This is a genomic window from Streptomyces sp. MNU89 (genome assembly GCF_020982505.1).
Classification (GTDB): Bacteria; Actinomycetota; Actinomycetes; order Streptomycetales; family Streptomycetaceae; genus Streptomyces; species Streptomyces xinghaiensis.
Window position 1 is genome coordinate 4,065,322 of the sequence record NZ_JAJKLL010000001.1, and the last position, 17,400, is coordinate 4,082,721.

The following is a 17,400-nucleotide window of genomic DNA, read 5'->3' on the forward strand; positions in this document are numbered from 1 at the left end:
CTCTCCCCGCCGGCGCCCGCCGGGCGGGGACCGGGCGGGCGCAGCGGCCGGAACCCGCCGCCGTGCCGGGCGTCGCGAGCCGGTGCGCGCCTCCGGTCGCGGCGCTAGCCGCGGCCCGCGGAGACCGCGCCGGTGGTGACGACGTCACGCACGCGCTCGGCCGCGCGTTCGCCCGTGACGAGGCTGGAGTTGGTGGCGCTGAAGGCCAGGTAGTCCCCGGCGAGCTGGATGCGGCAGCGGGGGTCCAGACCGCGGTTGAAATCGCGCAGCCGCGCGTAGTCACCGGGCTTGCGCAGGATGACCGCGTTCTTCCACCGCTGGACGTACGCCATGTCCTGGTGGGCCTCGATGTGCCGGGCCAGCTCCGGCCACGCCTGCCGGTGCACCTCGTGGGTCAGCTCCACGACCTTCTCGTCGTCCGCGTCCCAGTGCCGCATCGCCCACGGGTAGCGGTAGTAGCTGGTCAGCAGGGCGTGGCCCTGCGGGGCGCGGCCGGGGGCGAAGTTGTGGTTGAAGGTCACCACGCCCAGGTCGGGGTGTTCCCGCTGCGGGAACAGCACGCAGGTGGCCGTCTCGCTCGGCCGGCGGTCCACGCCGAAGTACACGTGGATGTCCGGCACGTAGGGCACGTTCGCCAGATAGTCCAGCGCCGCGGGCGCCAGGCCGGGGCACAGGCGGGCGGCGACCGGGCCGGGCAGGGCGACCACCGCGGCGGCGGCTTCCTCCGTGTGCTCGGGTTCGCCCTCCCGCCGCCAGTGCACCCGGACCCCGTCCGGAGTCTCCTCCACCTGCGTGACCTCGGCGCCGGTCTCCACGGGCAGCCGGGCGGCGAGCGCCGTGGTGAGGGTGTCCACCCGGTCGTGGAAGTTGAACCACTCGGCGTTGACGGCCGGCATCGAGAACAGGAAGTTGACCACCGACAGATCGGGAGGCGAGTTGAAGAACATCGCGCTCATCGGGTCCACGACCCAGTCGCGGAACTCCGCGTCGAGGCGGCGGTCCGCGTAGGCCGCGGCGGTCTCGGTGTCGAGCGCCGCCGCCTCCCCCATGTCGCTGTCCCAGCGCAGCCGGCTCCCGTACTTGCCCAGGTCCGCCTGCAGCCGCAGCATGGCCGGCAGCGAGGACCAGGGCAGCAGGCCCGAGCGCTTGAGGTCGGTGGGCCGGTTCGCCCGCATGCGATGGATGCGTCCGCCGCGGCGGATGCCGACGACGTTGTTGGTGCGCTGGGTGGTTCCCTCGATGCCGAGGTCGCGGACCAGGGCCCGCATCTGCGTGTAGTTCTCGATCAGCAGGATCGCGGCCAGGTCCATGTGGTAGCCCCGGCGCTCCACCGTGCGCATCCGGCCGCCGGCCCGGTCCTCGGCCTCCAGGACCCGGACCGGATGCCCGTCCTGCTGAAGGCGGAAGGCGGCGGTCATGCCGGCGATGCCGGCGCCGATGACGATGATCGGTTCCTTGGTGCCCGTGGCGTTCACGGCTGTCCTTTCGTCCGAGCGGAGGCGGGGATGAGTTCGCCCGACCGGTCCGGCAGGTGTGCCGGCAGCAGCAGGCCCGAAAGCTGACGGGCCGCCTGAACGGCCGAGCAGATGCTGTGGTGGGTACTGGACTGGGTGAAGAAGTCGCCCCCGGCGAGCCGGACCCGGGAGGAGCTCGGCCACGCCGTGCTGAGCCGGGCCAGCTCGCGGTAGTCACCCGGGCGCCGGAAGACCACGCACTGCCCGGGGCGCAGGACATGGGTCATCGTGGTGTGGCTCTCGACCTCGGGTACCAGCCGCAGCGCCCGCAGTGCTTCACGGGCGTGGTCGACGAGCCGCTCCTCGGGCAGGTTGCGGTGCCGGTCCGACCAGGAGCCGCGGAAGTGCGCCATGACCAGCCCCCGCCCTGCGGGGACCCGGCCCGGAGCGGTGTTGTGCGGCAGGATCACGCCCACCAGCGCGGGGTGCTCCGCCCGCGGGACGTTGACCATCACGGCCCGCTCGGCCGTGGGCCGGTCCAGGCCGAAGGCCACGTGGACGCTGCCGGTGTACTCCACGCGCCGGAAGAACTCGGCGAACGGCTCCTCCATCTGGCCGTAGAGGTCCGGTGCCTGCACGGCGGGCACCGCCAGCACGCAGGCGTCGGCCCGTTCGGTCCGCTCGCTCGTGCCGTCGCGGGCCCGCCAGGTGACCGAGACCCCGGCCGGGTCCTCCTCGACCTGGCACACCCGCGCGTGATGGGTCACGGACAGCTGCGCCGCGAGGGCCCGCGGCAGCATTCCGACGCCGTCGCGGAAGGTGAACAGCCCGCCGCCGCCCAGCAGGGAGTTGAGCAGCATGAACGGTGCGACCGACGAGGTGCGCTCGACGTCCTGCAGCGAGGCGAGCATGCACAGCGGGTCCAGCAGGTGGTCGACGGTGCCCGGCCGCAGCCCGCGGCGGACCGCGTAACCCGCTACGGACTCCCCGTCGTGGCGGGCTGCCGCCGACATGTCGTACCAGTCCAGCGTCCGCCGTATGCGGACGTGGTCCAGCATCAGCTTGGGCAGGTCGGACGGGAACGGCGCGAACCGCAGCAGCCCGGCCGCCATGCGCGGCAGGGAGCCCACCCGTACGTGGTGCACCCGGCGGTCGCGCATGAGCCCGACCGTGTCGGAGGACGGCAGGATCCGGTCGCCGACCCCCGCCATCCCGGCCAGTCGCAGCATCGCGTGGTAGCGCCGGGACAGCAGCGAGGCGCCGGTGTCGACGAAGAAGCCGCCGTGCCGCACCGACCCCATCCGGCCGCCCACGTTCTCCGGCCCCGCGCTTTCGAGCACGGTGACCCGGCAGCCGCGGCGCTGGAGGAGGAAGGCGCTGGTGAGGCCCGCGATGCCTGCGCCGGCCACGATGACGTGGGGCCGTCCGTCCGGTCCGGCGGCCGGCCGCGGGGCGGGAACCGGGCCGCTCATGCGGGCACCTCCGGGTGCGGTTCGTCGCGGTCGTACCGGCCGTGCCGCAGATACCACTCGACGTGGTTCTGGAAGGACAGCAGGCCGTCGGCCCAGATCCGGATGGCCGCGGTCTCGCTGTCGTTGTACGGGCCGGAGGGGCCGCTGACCCGGTCCAGTGCCGCCTTCAGCGACCGCACCCGCTGTTCGATCCGCTCCAGCGTCTCGGCCGCGGCGTCCTGCAGCGACTTGTGCTCCAGGCGGTGCAGCAGGACCACCAGGTTGTAGGCGTCCGGCCGGTCCAGCTCCTTCGACACCGAGCACAGGTCGTTGATCCAGGAGGCGATGTCGGCCGCGCAGCCGATCATCTCGGTGTACTCGGGTGTGCCGTAGAAGCGCGCCGGGAGCCGCACCGACTCCGCCTGCTCGACGAAGTCCAGCAGCGGAAGCACCGGACCGGTGTCCCGGCGCAGCGCGATGTAGGCGTCGACGCCCGGCAGGTTGCCGCGCGCCCGGTAGTCCGACTCGATCACCAGGGAGGTGAAGTAGTCGTCCAGGTGGGCGAGGAACCCGCGGAACTGCACCGGCGCCATGAACTGCGCGGTCCGGCTCAGCAGATCGGACAGGGCGCGCTGCAGGGAGTCCTCGGCGGCGGGCAGCGGCTCGCGCCGCCCGGCCGCGTCCACCATGCGGCGCAGTGGCTCGGCCGCCTCCTCGGCGGCACGGGCGCTGGTGCCGGCGGGGCCGTCCTCGAAGTGGTCGTCGAGGTGGAAGTACCACATCGTCCACTGGGTGATCAGCACGCGTATGCCCGTGTCCGCGTGCGGATAGCCGTGGCTGACCAGTTCACCCGCGCACAGGCGGCGCAGCGGGTGCCGGGCGTCGCCGGAGTTGATGAGACCGCACCGCCGGGCCCATTCCTCACCGCCGCTCTCGACGGCCGCGATGTCGTCGGGGTCCCGCGAGGGCGCGGCGGGGAAGGGCCATCGGGGCAGAACGGTCTCGAGGACCGGATCGGAGACGGGGCTGTGCACGGTGGTTCTCCTTTCGCTCCCGCCGGTGAGGCGAGCGCCGGCCGGGGACTGACAGGGGCGCGGACAACAGAGGAGACACAGGGGACAAGAGGGGACGGGGCCGGGTGGACGGGTGGACGGGTCCGGAAGGGGACCGCCGCGGAGGTGCGGGAGGGAGCCCGCAGGTCGCGGGGAGACGCCGCGCAGCGCCCGCCCGGGAGGCCGGGGGCCGGGGCCGGGGCCGGTGGCGTCAGTGGTCGCGGCCGGCCAGCCACTGGGCGAGCGTCCGCAGCGGCCGTGTGCCGGGTCTCGGCAGGCCGGTCCCGTCCAGGTGGTCCAGTGCTTCGGACAAGTGCCGGCGGGCGAGATCGGCGGACCGCCGCCGCCCGCCCGCGCGCTCGGCCAGTGCGGCGGCGCGCCGGAGGGTCTCCGCGTCGTCCAGGGAGGGGTCGCGGGCGTAGAGCGCGGCCAGTTCCGCCGCCTCCGGGGTGCCGGAGCTCAGGGCGGCCACCACGGGCAGGCTCTTCTTGCGGGCGTGGAGGTCGGCGCCGGCCGGCTTGCCGGTCGCCCCGGGATCCCCCCAGATGCCGAGCAGGTCGTCCACGTGCTGGAAGGCCAGGCCCAGGGACCGGCCAAAGGCGTCCAGCTCCGCGGCCCGGGTCTCGTCCGCGCCGCCGGCCAGGGCACCGAGCCGGCAGGCGGCCCCGATGAGGGCGCCGGTCTTGCGTGAGGCCATGGTGGTGCACTCGGTGAGGGAGACGTCGGCGCGCTCCTCGAAGCCGATGTCCTCGAACTGCCCGCCGATGAACTGCTGCACGGCCTCGTTGAGCGCCGCGCCGGCCGGCGTGCCGCGACCGTCCTCCCGGACGAGGGAGACCGCCAGGGCGAGCATGGCATCGCCCGCCAGGAGCGCACCGGCGAGGCCGAAGACCCGCCACGCGGCGGGCCGGTGCCGTCGTGTGGCGTCCCGGTCGATGATGTCGTCGTGCAGCAGGGAGGAGTCGTGGGCGAGCTGGACCGCCGCGGCGGAGCTGCGGGCCGCGCCGGGGCGGCCTCCGACGGCCCGTGCGGCGAGCAGGACGAGTGCGGGGCGTACGGCCTTGCCCCAGCCGGCCGAGACGGGCCGGCCCTGCGCGTCCCACCAGCCCAAGTGGTAACCGGCGACGGTCCGGGCCTGCGGGTGGAGGGTGCGGACCGCTCGGCGCAGCACCGGATCGGTCACCTCCCTGGCGTGGCGCAGCCAGGTCTCCGGCCCGGCGTCGCCGGGGGGTTCCGTCGCCGTGCCCGCTCCCGTCGCGGTCCGCGTCCTGGTTCCGCCTGCTGTCGTCACCGTGCCGCTCCCCTCATGGCGGGGGTGGCCGCGGGCGCCGAGGTCCGCCGGCCGTGCCGGTCCAGTACATGACGGAACAGCGCGGCGAGGCCGTCCACGGCCACCGGGTCGCCCCCCGTCTTCCCGAGCAGGTGCAAGGCGCGGTCGAGGTGCTCCCGTGCGATCCGCTCGGCCTTCGCGCGTCCGCCCGCCTCGTCGACGAGGCGGGCGAGTTCAGCCAGCTCGTCCTCCCCGCGGGCCCCTGAGGAGCTCAGTCGCCCGGCCAGCCGGGAACCCGCCGCGGTACCGGAGCGCAACGCGGCGATCACCGGGTACGTCCGCTTGTCGCGCCGCAGGTCGCCGAAGGCGGGCTTGCCGCTGGCGGCGGGATCGCCCCAGATGCTCTCGACGTCGTCGGCCACCTGCCAGGCCACCCCCAGGTCCCAGGCCGCTGCCTGGAGCGTGCGCACCCCGGTCGCGGGGGCGTTCGCCAGGGAGGCGCCCGCCGCGACGCAGCCGCCGAGCAGCCCGCTGGTCTTGGCGCAGGCCGCCAGATAGTCGTCGACGGCGACCCGGTCCACCGGAAAGCCGTCCAGCCCCAGGTCGGCCGCCTGGCCCCGGATGATCGTGCTCACCGCTCCCGTCAGGATCCTGCCGGCCGGCTGCTCCGGTGTGCCCTTCATCTCGGCGGTCATGCGCAGTGCCTTGCTCAGCAGCGCGTCGCCCGCCAGTACGGCCGGGCCGTGCCCGAAGACCACCCAGGCCGTCGGCCGGCCCCGCCGCAGTTCGTCGGCGTCCATCAGGTCGTCGTGCAGCAGGGAGAAGTTGTGCACGAGCTCCGTGGCCACCGCACCGGGCACCGCGGTCCTCGTGCTCGCGCCGAACGCCCGGGCCGCGAGCACGGCCAGGGCGGCGCGCAGCATCTTGCCCGCGTGGACGCCGGTGGGCCTGCCGTCGGGTTCGCACCAGCCCAGGTGGTAGGCGCTGATGCGGGCCAGCCGGGGGTGGAGTTCCCCGACCGCCTCACGCAGGGCGGGAAGAGTGGCCGCCCGGCACTCGGCCAGTATCTCCTTGACGACGTCCGCAGCCGTGTCGCTGAGGACCGTTCCATCGCTCATGGGTGTTCTCTCCCACTCCCACGGTCGTCGGTTCCTGAACGGGTGCGGCGCCCGCGTGCGGCGGGTGCGCCGAACACGCCGCACCCCGGCGTCGTGCGCTCTCCGCCCCCCGGCGCTTCCCGGGGGCGCCGCGGACAGGTGAGGGCAGTCCTTTGCGTCAGTGAATTCTTCTTATGGAATGTGTGAGGATTCGGAAAACCGGACTTGTCTTCGATGCGCCCGTGTGCGCTCAGGTGTCGCCGGTGTGCCGGGAAGGTTGATTCGCCGATCTGCTGACACCGTCAGTCAAACACCCGCCGTGCCGGCGGGCCAAGGGGCTATTGCCGGTGGCGATGTCCGACGAGTCGCTTTCTTGTGAAAGCGTGAATGCGTGATTGCGGGGTGCGGTCTCCGGCCGGGGATTGGTCCCGGATCGTGGTGCGGCCGAAAACAATCGGTTTTGTGTCCCGGGGCATGGTAAGCCGCATAAGGGGTTTCAGTTCGTGGTGCAGGCTTGCCGGGCCCCCGCCGCTGCGACGGAACCGCGGGTCCGGAGCCGTCACCGGGTTTCCCTTCCTGCCTCCCCCCACTCGAACTCCAAGGAGCCGCCATGGCGCGCAGTCATCCGAATCACAAGCTGAAACGGCTCTTAGCGGAAGCCGGGCTGTCCGGTGAAGCGCTCGCCCGGTCCATCAACCTCGCCGCCGCCGAGAATCACAGAACTCTGCACTACAACCGCAAGTCCGTGGCCGGCTGGCTGGCCGGCTCACGGCCTCCGGCCCCGGTTCCCGCGCTGGTGGCCGAGACGCTCACCCGGCGTATCGGACGGCACGTCAGCATCCAGGAGACCGGCCTGGCGCTCGTCCCCGACGAACCTGCCGACGTGCTGCGCACCACCGGCGGCAGCGGCCGGGCGGCACTGGCGACGCTGACTGCGGCCGACACCGGGGCCGCCACCCGGGGAGCCTTTCGCGCGCTCCCCTTCCGGCTGGCCAACACCCCTCCGGCCTGGACCGACGCCGAGCCGCAGCCGACACCGGGCGACTGGCGGCTCGGCGCGGGCGACCTGGCCGCCCTGACCCACAGCATCACCTACTACGCGGAGTCCATCGACACCTACGGCGGCGCGCACGCGCGCACCGCGCTGGCCGCCTACCTCGCCACCGACGGTGCCGCGTTCCTCGCCGCCCGGACCGACCCGCGGACCCACGCACAGCTGCTCGGCAGGCTCTCCCGGCTGACGCATCTGCTGGCCCGCATGTGCGTCGACTGCGGTCAGAGCGGCGCGGCCCAGCAGTACTTCAACGTCGCCGCACAGCTGGCGATCGAGGCTGGGGACCGCACCCTGTACGCCGTCACCCTCCGGGCCATGAGCGCGCAGCTGTGCCAACTGGGCCACCGGGGCGGGTATCTCGGGGTCTCCGCCTGGTCGGCCGTGCCCGAGGACGCGCCGTCCCCCATCAAGGCGTTTCTGAAGAGCCATCTCGCCGTGGTGCACGCGACGGCCGGCATGCGGCGCCAGTCGCTCACGGCTCTCTCTGACGCCATGGAGCTGCACGGCGGGCGGGACGAGCATCCCGCCGCTCCCTTCAGCGGCTATCCCGTGGCGGCGCTGCACTACCAGCGCGGTCACGTCTACCAGAGCCTCGGCGACTACGACAAAGCGGCCAACGCGCTCGCCGCCTCGCTGCGGCACCGGCCCGGCCGCGCCCACCGCGCTCGCGCACTGACACTCGCCCAGCTCGGCGAGGTCCTCCTGCTGGACGGCCGGGTGGACAGCGCCTGCGGGGTCACGGACCGCCTGCTCGACAACTACGGCCGCATCCGCTGCCCCCGCACAGCCGGCCGGCTCCGCGGCCTGCGTACCAGGCTGCTGCCCCATGTGCGGAGGCCGTTGGTGCGGTCGGCCATCAGCCGCGTGGACGGCTACTCCGCCTACCAGAACCCTCCGGCGAGCCTCGCGCTGTAGACCGTCCCCGGGCCTTCCCCTCCGGTGCCGGACCCGAGCCCGCGCACCGGTGGCCTGGCCTGCCCGCCGTGGAGCACACAAGCGCACAAGCGTGAGTCGCGCACGGCAGGCACCCGCCCGGCAGCCCTACCGGACCCGGCCGGCCCGACGTGGAATGGACGGTGAGAACGGCAGGCCGGCGCCCCCGAGCTCCGCGGGGAAGGCCGCCCCGCCGAGCTACTGAGAGGGGTGCGGGCCATGCAGACGAATCCGACCGAGGTGCCCACGGCAAGCGGACTGCCGCTCCTGGGCTCCATGCTGGACCTGCGGCGTGATCCTTTGGGAACCTACGAACGAGCCCGGAAGGAGCACGGCGACCTGGTGCGGATCGTGGCCGGGCTCCCCGGTCTGCGCACGAAGATCTACTTCGTCTTCTCCGCCGACGGAGCCCAGCAGGTGCTCGCCTCGCAGTCCGCCAACTTCCGCAAGGACGACGCCTTCTCCCTGGAGATGCGGGAGACCTTCGGCAACGGTCTGCTGAGCAGCCTGGACGACGACCACCTGCGGCAGCGCCGCCTGCTCTCCCCGCTCTTCACCAAGAAGAAGGTGGCGGACTACGCCGACGCCATATGTGACGAGGTCGACGCCCTGTGCGGCCAGTGGGAGGCGGACGGAGGCGCGGGGGCCGACCTCAACGAGGACATGAGCCGGCTGACCGTACGGATGATCACCCGCATCCTGTTCGGCGCGGACGCCGAGGAAGCCGCCGAGGTGGTGCGGCGCTGCATGCCCGCGCTCAGTACGTACACCCTGCGGCGGGGCCTGATGCCGGTGAAGCTCCCCCGGTCCGTCCCCACCCCCGCCAACCGCCGGGCGCGGGCGGCGCAGGCGGAGCTGCACGCACTGTGCGACCGGCTCATCGAGCAGCGCCGCAGGAGCGGCGGCACCGTCGGGGAGCAGGGGGCGGACGATCTGCTGACCCTGCTCATCAACGCGCGCAGCGACGAGGACACCCCGCTCAACGACCGCGAACTGCGCGACCAGGTACTGGTCTTCCTCCTGGCCGGGTCGGACACGACGGCGACGTCGCTGACGTTCGCCCTGTATCTGCTGGCGCGGCACCGGGAGGTCCAGGACGCCACGCGCGCCGAGGTGCTGTCCGTGCTGGGCGGGCGCCGGCCCGCCCCCGCCGACCTGGACGCACTGCCCGGCCTGGAGCGCGTGCTGAAGGAGGCCATGCGCCTCTACCCGGCCGCACCGGTCCTCATCCGCAGGGCGGTGCGGGCCACCGTCGTCGAGGGGCGTCCCATACCGGCGGGCGCCTATGTCTACGTGTCGCCCTGGGTGACGCACCGCCATCCCTCCTACTGGCCGCAGCCCGAGCGCTTCGACCCCGAGCGCTTCCGGCCCGAGCGGGAGAGCGGCCGGTCGCGCTACGCGTGGTTCCCGCTCGGCGGCGGACCGCGCTCCTGCATCGGCAATCACTTCGCGATGCTCCAGATGAAGCTCACCGTGGCGGTGCTCCTGCAGCGCTACCGCTTCACCGGGGTGGCCGAGGAGGTGCCGCTGGAGACGGGCGTCACCATCCGTGCGGCGCGGAGCGTCGACTGCCGGCTGGCTCCGGCCGATCAGTCCTCGGTGGACGCGCTGCCCACCTCCCGGTGAGGCCACGGGACCCCGGCGCCCGCGGACCGCGCGGCACAGCGGCCCGTGCGGACCCGCTGTGCTGTGCGGACCCGCTGTGCCGGGCGGACCGCCGGGACGCGGCGGTTCGCCCGGCCGGCCCGGCCCCGAGCGGGCCGATATCGCCACCCGCCGATTCACCCGGCGGGCAGGCGAAGCGGGCACGAATCGGTCCCCGGGCAAGGGCATACGGGCACGGCTGAAATTGCGTTCGCCGGCGGCGGCAAAGTCGTCGTTTTCGTTTGGGTGGCACTGTCCTGCACTTTTCCGTGACGGCATTGGAAGAGGAAACCCGTTCGCGGGCGGCAGCGCGTGACCGTTCGCGGGCATTCCGGACGCCTGAGGGAGCCTTGTGCCGTACTTGGGGTTGACTTAGTCTTTTGTTCGCCCATTCCGGAGCAGACCCGCCGACCGATGCTGTGCAGGAAATGCCATGAGCGGGGGAAGCGGAGAAAAGCACACCGCGGCCTGTGCGGATCGCTCGGTCCGGCCCGATTCGGAAATGCCGTGCCATCCGGTCCTGTGTCAGGAGGAGGAAATGAGTGTTTCCATCGACGTCGTGTCATCTGTGACGTGCCTTTGCGGTTCGCGAACCGAATGCCGGCCGAGCGGCTCGCTGCCGGCGCGGAGGGCGGCGCACCGCGCCGCCGGGGCCCCCGGGCGCGGGACGTCACGCCGCGGCGGCTCACGTCCGGTGGCTGCGCCCCGGCAGACCGATCCGGCGCGTCGCCCGGACGCCCGGCATCGGGGCGCCCTTCACGCCCCGCTCGCCACTGACGACCCCTTCACCTGGCTGCCTTGGCGCCCTCAGGAGGAACGGCCGGAGGAAGAGGAGCAGGGACCACCCCGCCCCAGGCCCCCAGGACGCACTCCCCTGAGAACGCGGACGGGCGGCGCGCGCCGGCGTGGTGCCGGAGTACGCCGCCCGGGGCGGGAGGAGTTGGGGCGGCCCGGGGGCCGCCCTGCCCGCTACTTCGGATCGCGGTGGAAGACCGCCTTCGACCAGAAGTGGCCGAGCACGGCGAGCCCCAGGCACCAGGCGACCGCCAGCCACCCGTTGTGGCCGATCTCGCTGCCGAGCAGCAGCCCGCGCAGCGTCTCGATGGCCGGTGTGAACGGCTGGTACTCGGCAACCGGCTGGAACCAGCCCGGCATCGCGTCGACCGGGACGAAGGTGCTGGAGATGAGCGGGAGGAAGATCAGCGGCAGTGCGTTGTTGCTGGCCGCCTCCGCGTTCGGGCTGACCAGGCCCATCCCGACGGCGATCCAGGTGAGCGCCAGGGAGAACAGGGTGAGCAGCCCGAGCGCCGCGATCCACTCCAGGGCCGTGGCGTCCGTGGAGCGGAAGCCGATGGCCACGGCGACGGCGCCCACGAGGACCACGCTGATGAGCGACTGCAGCACGCTGCCGACGACGTGCCCGGTGATCACGGAGCCGCGGTGGATCGCCATCGTGCGGAAGCGGGCGATGATGCCCTCGCTCATGTCGTTGGAGACGGACACCGCGGTGCCGATCGTGGTGCTTCCGATGGTCATGAGCAGAAGGCCCGGCACGAGGTAGGCGATGTACTCGGAGCGATCGGCCCGGCCGCCCCTGAGGCCCGCGCTCATCACGTCCCCGAAGACGTAGACGAAGAGCAGCAGCAGCATGACCGGGGTGAGCAGCAGGTTCAGGGTGAGGGACGGATAGCGCCGCGCGTGCAGGAGATTGCGGCGCAGCATCGTGGACGAGTCGCGCACGGCGAGGGACAGGGAGCTCATCGGACGGCCTCCTCGGAGGGCTGGTCGGTGCCGGTGCCGCCGGTCAGGGCGAAGAACACGTCGTCGAGGTCGGGGGTGTGCACGGTCAGTTCGTCGGCCTCGATGCCGGCGGAGTCCAGCCAGTCGAGGAGGGAGCGCAGCTCGCGTGGGGTGCCGTCGCTGGGTATCCGGAGGGTGAGGGACTCGTCGGCGGTGATGCCCCGGGTGGTCCCGGTCGAGTCGGGAGCCTCCGGGAGGCCCGCCGCGCTCAGCGTCCGGGCGGCGCTCCGGTGGGCGGACGGGTCGGAGAAGCGGAGCCGGATGTGCCCGCCGGGGATCAGCCGCTTGAGTTCCTCGGAGGTGCCCTCGGCGGCGATCCTGCCGTCGTGGAGCACGGCGATGCGGTCGGCGAGCTGGTCGGCCTCCTCCAGGTACTGGGTGGTGAGGAGGACGGTGACGCCGTCGGAGACGAATGCCCGGATGATCTGCCACATGGTGTGCCGGGAGCGGGGGTCGAGGCCGGTGGTCGGCTCGTCGAGGAAGATGATCCGCGGGTTGCCGACCAGGGTCATGGCGATGTCGAGGCGGCGCTTCATGCCGCCGGAGTAGGTGGCGGCGGGCTTCTTCGCGGCATCCATGAGGTCGAAGCGTTCCAGCAGTTCGGCGGTGGTGCGGCGGCCCTCGCGGCGGGAGAGGTGGTGCAGGTCCGCCATGAGGAGCATGTTCTCCTCGCCGGTGATCAGGCCGTCGACGGCGGAGAACTGGCCGGTGACACCGATCGCGGCCCGCACCGCCTGCGGGTCGGTGGCCAGGTCGTGACCGCCGACGTGCAGGTCGCCGGCGTCGGCGGTGATGAGGGTGGAGAGGATGTTGACGGCGGTGGTCTTGCCGGCGCCGTTGGGCCCGAGCAGGGCGAACACGGACCCGGCCGGGATGCGCAGATCGATGCCGTCGAGCACGGTCCTGTCGCCGTACGACTTGCGCAGACCGGCGGCGGAGACGGCGGCGGCCGACCGGGGATTGGATGTGGACATGACAGATGTACCCATGGAGCTCTCCCTTGCGAAGGCGGAAGTGGGCGGGGCGGGCGGGCGAATGGGGGCCGGTGTTCAGGCCCGGGCGCGGCGCACGTCGATGTTGCCGTAGCGGGTGCGGGCGCGGACCTCGACGGTGTCCTCGGTCTTCTCCGGGGTCTCGGAGACGGCGAGGGTGTTGCGCACCTGCCCGTGGCCGGAGTTGACGTCGAGCCAGGCGGCGGTGCCCTCGCGGATGCCGACCTCGATGGCGCCGTAGGAGGTCTCCAGATGGACGGTGCCGCGGGCCACTTCGCCGACGCGCAGGGTGCCGTGGGCGGTCTTGGCGACGACCGATCCTCCGGCGCGCGTGATGTCGATGTCGCCGTTGGCGCCGCTCACCCGCAGGTCGCCGGTCGCGACGCCGACGGTCGTGGTGCCGTGCGAGTTCTTCAGGACGGCGGGACCGTCGACGAGCCCGACGCGCAGGCTGCCGGAGCTGGTGGTGATCTCGGCCGTGCCCTCGACCCGGTCGACGGTGATCGAGCCGTGGGAGGCGGTCAACCGCAGCGGGCCGGTCGTGTCGAGACGGACGTCACCGGACGAGGTCTTCACCCGGACCTCGCCCAGCCGGCCCTCGCCGAGCACCTGGGTCCAGGCGCCGGTCACGCCGACGCGCGAGCCCGCGGGCAGCTCGACCGTCACATCGACGGTGCCGGTGCGCCCGACGAGATAGCGCTGCTTGGACGTCCTGACGGTCAGGTCGCCGTTCGCGTACGTGACCTCGGTCTGCTCGGCCGCCCGGACGTCCTGGTCCCGCTTCGGGTCGCGGGGCCGCACCTCGACGACGGTGTCGGGGCGGTCGCCCGCGGTGAACTGGATGGAACCGGCCTCCACGTGCGCCGTGGCCGTGATCGGTTCGGGGGTGTCGAAAGAAGGCATGGCTGTCCCGTCCTCTTGGGTCTTCAAGGCGTCCCCGCTGGTGGGACGTGGTGTGGGTGATGTGGTGTGGGCGCCGGGTGCTGCTAGCGCACCCAGCCCGTGAAGCTCTGCCCGATGGTCTGGGTCTTCTCCGTCGTGCGCGGCCGGTTGCCGCCGTCGACCGCCGCCGACACGGCGCGCACCAGCCACGCGTTGACCGACAGGCCCTCGCGGCTCGCGGCCTCCTCGGCGCGGGCCTTGAGGTGGGCCGGCAGGCGCAGGTTGACGCGGGCGGTGCCGCCCTCGTCGCCGTCGGCCGGGACCGGGGCCCTGAGCGGTTCGGCGGGCGCGGCGGGCTCCGCGGGGGCGCCGCCGGCCGGCGGTGTCACCACGAAGTCGGGGTCGAGCCCGCGCAGCCGTACGTCGACCGAGCCGGGGGCGAGTTCGCGGGTGATCTCGTCCATCGCGGCGGAAAGCACGTTGAGCATGGTCAGCCGGGCCGCCGACTCCAGGGGAGCGGTGAGCCTCTCGGCCAGCTCGCGGGCTTCGCCACCGCCGGCTTCGGCGGCCACCGCGAGTTCGCGGCGGAGGGTGTCGACATACGGAGTGAGGTCCATAACGCCACTATGGCACCACGATGGCGCCATGTGCAAGCCCGAATGGCGCCTTGTGGGGGGTAGGCGTTGGGATGGCCGCTCTGATCTGCGGAAATGCGGCAAGGGCGGCCTGCGTGATGGTGGCGCCATGCGCGCCCGGGCGCTTCTGCTGGCGCGGAGTGGCACGGAGTGATGCCGGAGTGGCATCGGGATGGTGTCGAGTGGCGCATGATGGCGTCAAGCGGTGCCATCGTGTCCCCTGCGTGCCACGCCGGCGCCGACGGTCCCGGCCGGTTCGTGGCAACGGCAGGGGGATTCCTGGGACGAACGACCACTCCGTCTTCCGCGTCCTCTTGTCGTCCGGGAGGTGTTCAAGATCCGGTGGTGTCGGCGGGGGCGGACTCCAGTAGGCGGGTGCGCAGAGCTGCCACGTCGTCCGGGGCCAGGCCGCCCGAGCGGAGGTGGGCGGCGGTGTCGAAGCCGTCCAGGGCCGCCGGCAGGGCCCGTTCGGCGGTGGTCCCCCTGCCCGCCAGGTGGTCGGTGACCTCCCGGACCGCGAGTTCCGGGCCGCGGGTCCCCGGGGGCCCGCCGCCGGGCGGCTTGCGGGCACCACCGGCCCGCCGCCGTGCCGGGCGGCCGCACCCCCCGTGTCCCGGTCGGGGCCCGGGCCCCTCCGCGGTGCTCCGTCGTGTCTTCTGTCCGTGCCGGGGGCTCCCTTGTTGACAAAGTTGGCTAATGGAATTAGGTTTTGGCTAATTGGGTTAGCCAAATCGGAGGTGCCATGACCGAGTACCTTGCCGTCGACGGCGGCACGATCGCTTACGAGGTGACGGGGACCGGCCCGCTGATCGTTCTCGCGCACGGTATGGGCGACAGCCGCGCCGCTTACCGCGCCGTGATCCCGCGACTGGTGGCGGCGGGGCATCGGGTCGCCGCGGTCGATCTGCGCGGCTGCGGCGAGTCCGGCACCGACTGGTCGGACTGGAGCCGCACCGCCGTCGCCGGTGACCTGCTCGCCGTGATCCGCCACCTGGGCGGCCCGGCCGTGCTCGTCGGCCATTCGTTCTCCGGCGGGGCCGCCACCATCGCCGCGGCGCGGGAGCCCTCACTGATCACTGCGGTCGTCGAGTTGGCACCGTTCACCCGCAAGCAGTCGATCCGCCTCGGCGATCTCCGGGTCAAGCGCTTCCGGCGCGGCATGCTGCGGCTGCTCGGCGCGGGCGTGTTCGGCAGCCTGCCGCTCTGGCGCTCGTACCTCGACGTGGCCTACCCCGGCGTGAAGCCGGCCCACTGGGCCGAGCGGCTCGGCCGCATCGACTCCCTGCTGCGCGAGCCGGGCCGGATGAAGGCCCTGCAGAGCATGGGCCGCAGCGCCCCGGCCGACGCCGGCGCGCAGCTCGGCAACGTCCGCTGCCCGGTCCTGGTCGTGATGGGGACGCTCGACCCCGACTGGGCCGACCCGCGCGCCGAGGGTTCGGCGGTCGTCGACGCCCTGCCGTCCGGCCTCGGCCGTCTGGAGATGATCGAGGGCGCCGGACACTATCCGCACGATCAGTTCCCCGACCGGGTGGTCTCGCTCGTACTCGCCTTCCTCCGGCCGGACGCCGCCCGTGCCTAGGGCCGGCCTCGACCCGGCCGCCGTGGTCGCGGCCGGCGCCGCCCTCGCCGACGAGGTGGGGTTCGCCAAGCTGACGATGGGGCTGCTCGCCGAGCGGGTGGGTGTGCGCACCCCCTCCCTGTACAAGCACGTGGGCGGCCAGGAAGACCTCGTCCGGCGCATCGCGGCCCTGGCGTTGAGCGAGGCCGCCGACGCCGTCGGCGGCGCGGTCCAGGGGTACGCGGGGCGCGACGCCCTGGCGGCCGCCGCGCGCGCTTTCCGCGCCTTCGTCCTGGAGCACCCCGGCCGGTACGCCGCGACGATCGGCGTGGAACCGTCCGGCCCGGACGATCCGGTGGCCGCCGCGGGCCGGCGGCTGCACGGCGCGTTCACCGCGGTCCTGCGCGGCTACGAGATACGGGAGCCGGACGTGGACCACGCCCTGCGCCTGCTCCGCAGCCTCTTCCACGGATTCGCCACCCTGCAGGCGGCCAACGGCTTCCAGTGGAGCGCCGACATCGACGAGAGCTTCGAGTGGCTGATCACCTTCGCCGACCGCGGCCTGCGCGCTGTGTGAGCGTCCGCCGCCGTCGACCGCCGCGTCGCGCCCGAGTGGCCCCGCTCCACGGGGCCGGCGTACGCCTTCGCTCCGTCCGGCCCGCGGTCAGCCGGCCGGCTGCCGCCGCTCCGGGAGCGCTGCGAGCACGTCCCCGAGCGAGGTGACGACGGACTCGGCGCCCGCGTCCCGCAGCCGCCGCCGGCGGGTCTCGTCACGGGCATAGCCGAGGAAGCGGACACCCGCCGCTCGGGCGGCGAGCAGATCGGCGGTGCTGTCGCCGATCATCACCGACATCTCGGCGTCGTGCCCGGTGGACCGCAGGGCCCGGTGCAGGCAGTCCGGATCGGGCTTGAGGAGCCAGGGCTCGGTGACGCGGCCGTGGACGTGCGGCCGGAACAGCTCCGCCAGCCCGCGCCGTTCCAGGTACGCCTCGGCGGCCCCGGCCGTGTTGTTGGTGGTGACGGCGAGAGCGTGGCCGGTGGCGTGCAGCCGCTGGACGAGCTCGTCGGCGTACGGCGTCGGCTCCGCCGAGGCGGCCGCGCGGACCTCCTCGGCGGCGAGCAGCCGTTCCAGCTCGGCGACGATGCCGGAGCGGGCGGCGGGGCCGTCCGGGCTGTCCGGGGCGTACGGGTCGCCGGGCTGACCGGCGCCGAAGGCCAGGGCGTGGAGCAGGGCGTGCGGGTCGCGGGTGGCTGGCACGTCCGGCACACCGGGCAGGCCGGGCCCGCGGGTCCCGTGAGCCGCGCCGGGACTGCCGCCGGGACTGCCGGAGGCGCCCGCAGCGGTCGCGGTCACGGGTGTCGGCCGGGCGGCCGGGCGCAGCCGCCGCAGCCGGGCCCGCATCGTGTCCGCCACGTCCGGGGCGGGGTGCCGGGCGAAGAGATCGCAGACCGGACCGTCGAAGTCGAACAGCACGCACTTGACGGAGGCGAGGAGCGCGCCGAGGGCGGCCGGGTCCGGACGGCCGGTGCCGGGCCGCGCCTCAGCCAAGGCGGGTCCGCGCGCGGGAGGTGCCGGGG

Annotated in this window: 14 protein-coding genes; 4 read left to right on the plus strand and 10 right to left on the minus strand. The window is 73.4% G+C overall.

Features of this window, described 5'->3' with window-relative positions:
- Positions 1 to 104: 104 nt before the first annotated feature.
- From E4N63_RS17535 to E4N63_RS17555, 5 genes are all read right to left on the minus strand, one after another.
- On the minus strand, positions 105 to 1,475 hold the full coding sequence (locus E4N63_RS17535) for an NAD(P)/FAD-dependent oxidoreductase (protein ID WP_125625040.1): 1,371 nt from the start codon (positions 1,473 to 1,475) through the stop codon (positions 105 to 107).
- Positions 1,472 to 2,926 carry an NAD(P)/FAD-dependent oxidoreductase gene (locus E4N63_RS17540; protein ID WP_230241115.1) on the minus strand — a complete coding sequence of 485 codons (1,455 nt, stop codon included), beginning with the start codon at positions 2,924 to 2,926 and terminating at the stop codon, positions 1,472 to 1,474. The genes E4N63_RS17535 and E4N63_RS17540 overlap by 4 nt, the downstream gene beginning before the upstream one ends.
- The gene (locus E4N63_RS17545; protein ID WP_230241116.1) at positions 2,923 to 3,939 is read right to left on the minus strand and encodes a terpene synthase family protein; all 1,017 of its coding nucleotides are present in this window, start codon (positions 3,937 to 3,939) and stop codon (positions 2,923 to 2,925) included. The genes E4N63_RS17540 and E4N63_RS17545 overlap by 4 nt, the downstream gene beginning before the upstream one ends.
- A gap of 229 nt (positions 3,940 to 4,168) precedes the next feature.
- Positions 4,169 to 5,248 carry a polyprenyl synthetase family protein gene (locus tag E4N63_RS17550; RefSeq protein WP_221772652.1) on the minus strand — a complete coding sequence of 360 codons (1,080 nt, stop codon included), beginning with the start codon at positions 5,246 to 5,248 and terminating at the stop codon, positions 4,169 to 4,171.
- A complete protein-coding gene (locus tag E4N63_RS17555) occupies positions 5,245 to 6,345 on the minus strand; it encodes a polyprenyl synthetase family protein (RefSeq protein ID WP_230241117.1) in 1,101 nt (366 codons plus the stop codon). Before E4N63_RS17555 ends, E4N63_RS17550 begins: the two co-directional genes overlap by 4 nt.
- Before the next feature lie 589 nt (positions 6,346 to 6,934).
- On the opposite strand from E4N63_RS17555, the gene E4N63_RS17560 reads away from it, so the two are divergent.
- Positions 6,935 to 8,293: a tol-pal system YbgF family protein gene (locus E4N63_RS17560; protein ID WP_125625048.1), complete on the plus strand. Its 1,359-nt coding sequence runs from the start codon at positions 6,935 to 6,937 to the stop codon at positions 8,291 to 8,293.
- A 237-nt stretch (positions 8,294 to 8,530) separates the two neighbouring features.
- Positions 8,531 to 9,937, plus strand: a complete 1,407-nt coding sequence (locus E4N63_RS17565; protein ID WP_230241118.1) for a cytochrome P450 — start codon at positions 8,531 to 8,533, stop codon at positions 9,935 to 9,937.
- 987 nt (positions 9,938 to 10,924) lie between these two features.
- Here the strand turns inward: E4N63_RS17565 and E4N63_RS17570 are convergent.
- The 4 genes from E4N63_RS17570 to E4N63_RS17585 all read right to left on the minus strand — a co-directional run bounded on the left by E4N63_RS17570 (position 10,925) and on the right by E4N63_RS17585 (position 14,246).
- Positions 10,925 to 11,716, minus strand: a complete 792-nt coding sequence (locus E4N63_RS17570; RefSeq protein WP_230241119.1) for an ABC transporter permease — start codon at positions 11,714 to 11,716, stop codon at positions 10,925 to 10,927.
- Entirely contained in the window at positions 11,713 to 12,744 is a 1,032-nt protein-coding gene (locus E4N63_RS17575; protein WP_230241120.1) for an ATP-binding cassette domain-containing protein, read from the minus strand. The genes E4N63_RS17570 and E4N63_RS17575 overlap by 4 nt, the downstream gene beginning before the upstream one ends.
- Before the next feature lie 60 nt (positions 12,745 to 12,804).
- Positions 12,805 to 13,650 carry a DUF4097 family beta strand repeat-containing protein gene (locus tag E4N63_RS17580; protein ID WP_125625905.1) on the minus strand — a complete coding sequence of 282 codons (846 nt, stop codon included), beginning with the start codon at positions 13,648 to 13,650 and terminating at the stop codon, positions 12,805 to 12,807.
- A gap of 83 nt (positions 13,651 to 13,733) precedes the next feature.
- Positions 13,734 to 14,246: a toxin-antitoxin system HicB family antitoxin gene (locus E4N63_RS17585; RefSeq protein WP_125625904.1), complete on the minus strand. Its 513-nt coding sequence runs from the start codon at positions 14,244 to 14,246 to the stop codon at positions 13,734 to 13,736.
- A 760-nt stretch (positions 14,247 to 15,006) separates the two neighbouring features.
- Here E4N63_RS17585 and E4N63_RS17590 point away from each other — a divergent pair.
- On the plus strand, positions 15,007 to 15,843 hold the full coding sequence (locus tag E4N63_RS17590; protein ID WP_230241121.1) for an alpha/beta fold hydrolase: 837 nt from the start codon (positions 15,007 to 15,009) through the stop codon (positions 15,841 to 15,843).
- Positions 15,844 to 15,865: 22 nt separating this feature from the next.
- Positions 15,866 to 16,399 carry a TetR/AcrR family transcriptional regulator gene (locus E4N63_RS17595; protein ID WP_125625909.1) on the plus strand — a complete coding sequence of 178 codons (534 nt, stop codon included), beginning with the start codon at positions 15,866 to 15,868 and terminating at the stop codon, positions 16,397 to 16,399.
- Between the two features lie 87 nt (positions 16,400 to 16,486).
- Here the strand turns inward: E4N63_RS17595 and E4N63_RS17600 are convergent, their stop codons facing one another.
- The gene (locus E4N63_RS17600) at positions 16,487 to 17,371 is read right to left on the minus strand and encodes an HAD family hydrolase (RefSeq protein ID WP_230241122.1); all 885 of its coding nucleotides are present in this window, start codon (positions 17,369 to 17,371) and stop codon (positions 16,487 to 16,489) included.
- Between the last annotated feature and the right edge of the window lie 29 nt (positions 17,372 to 17,400).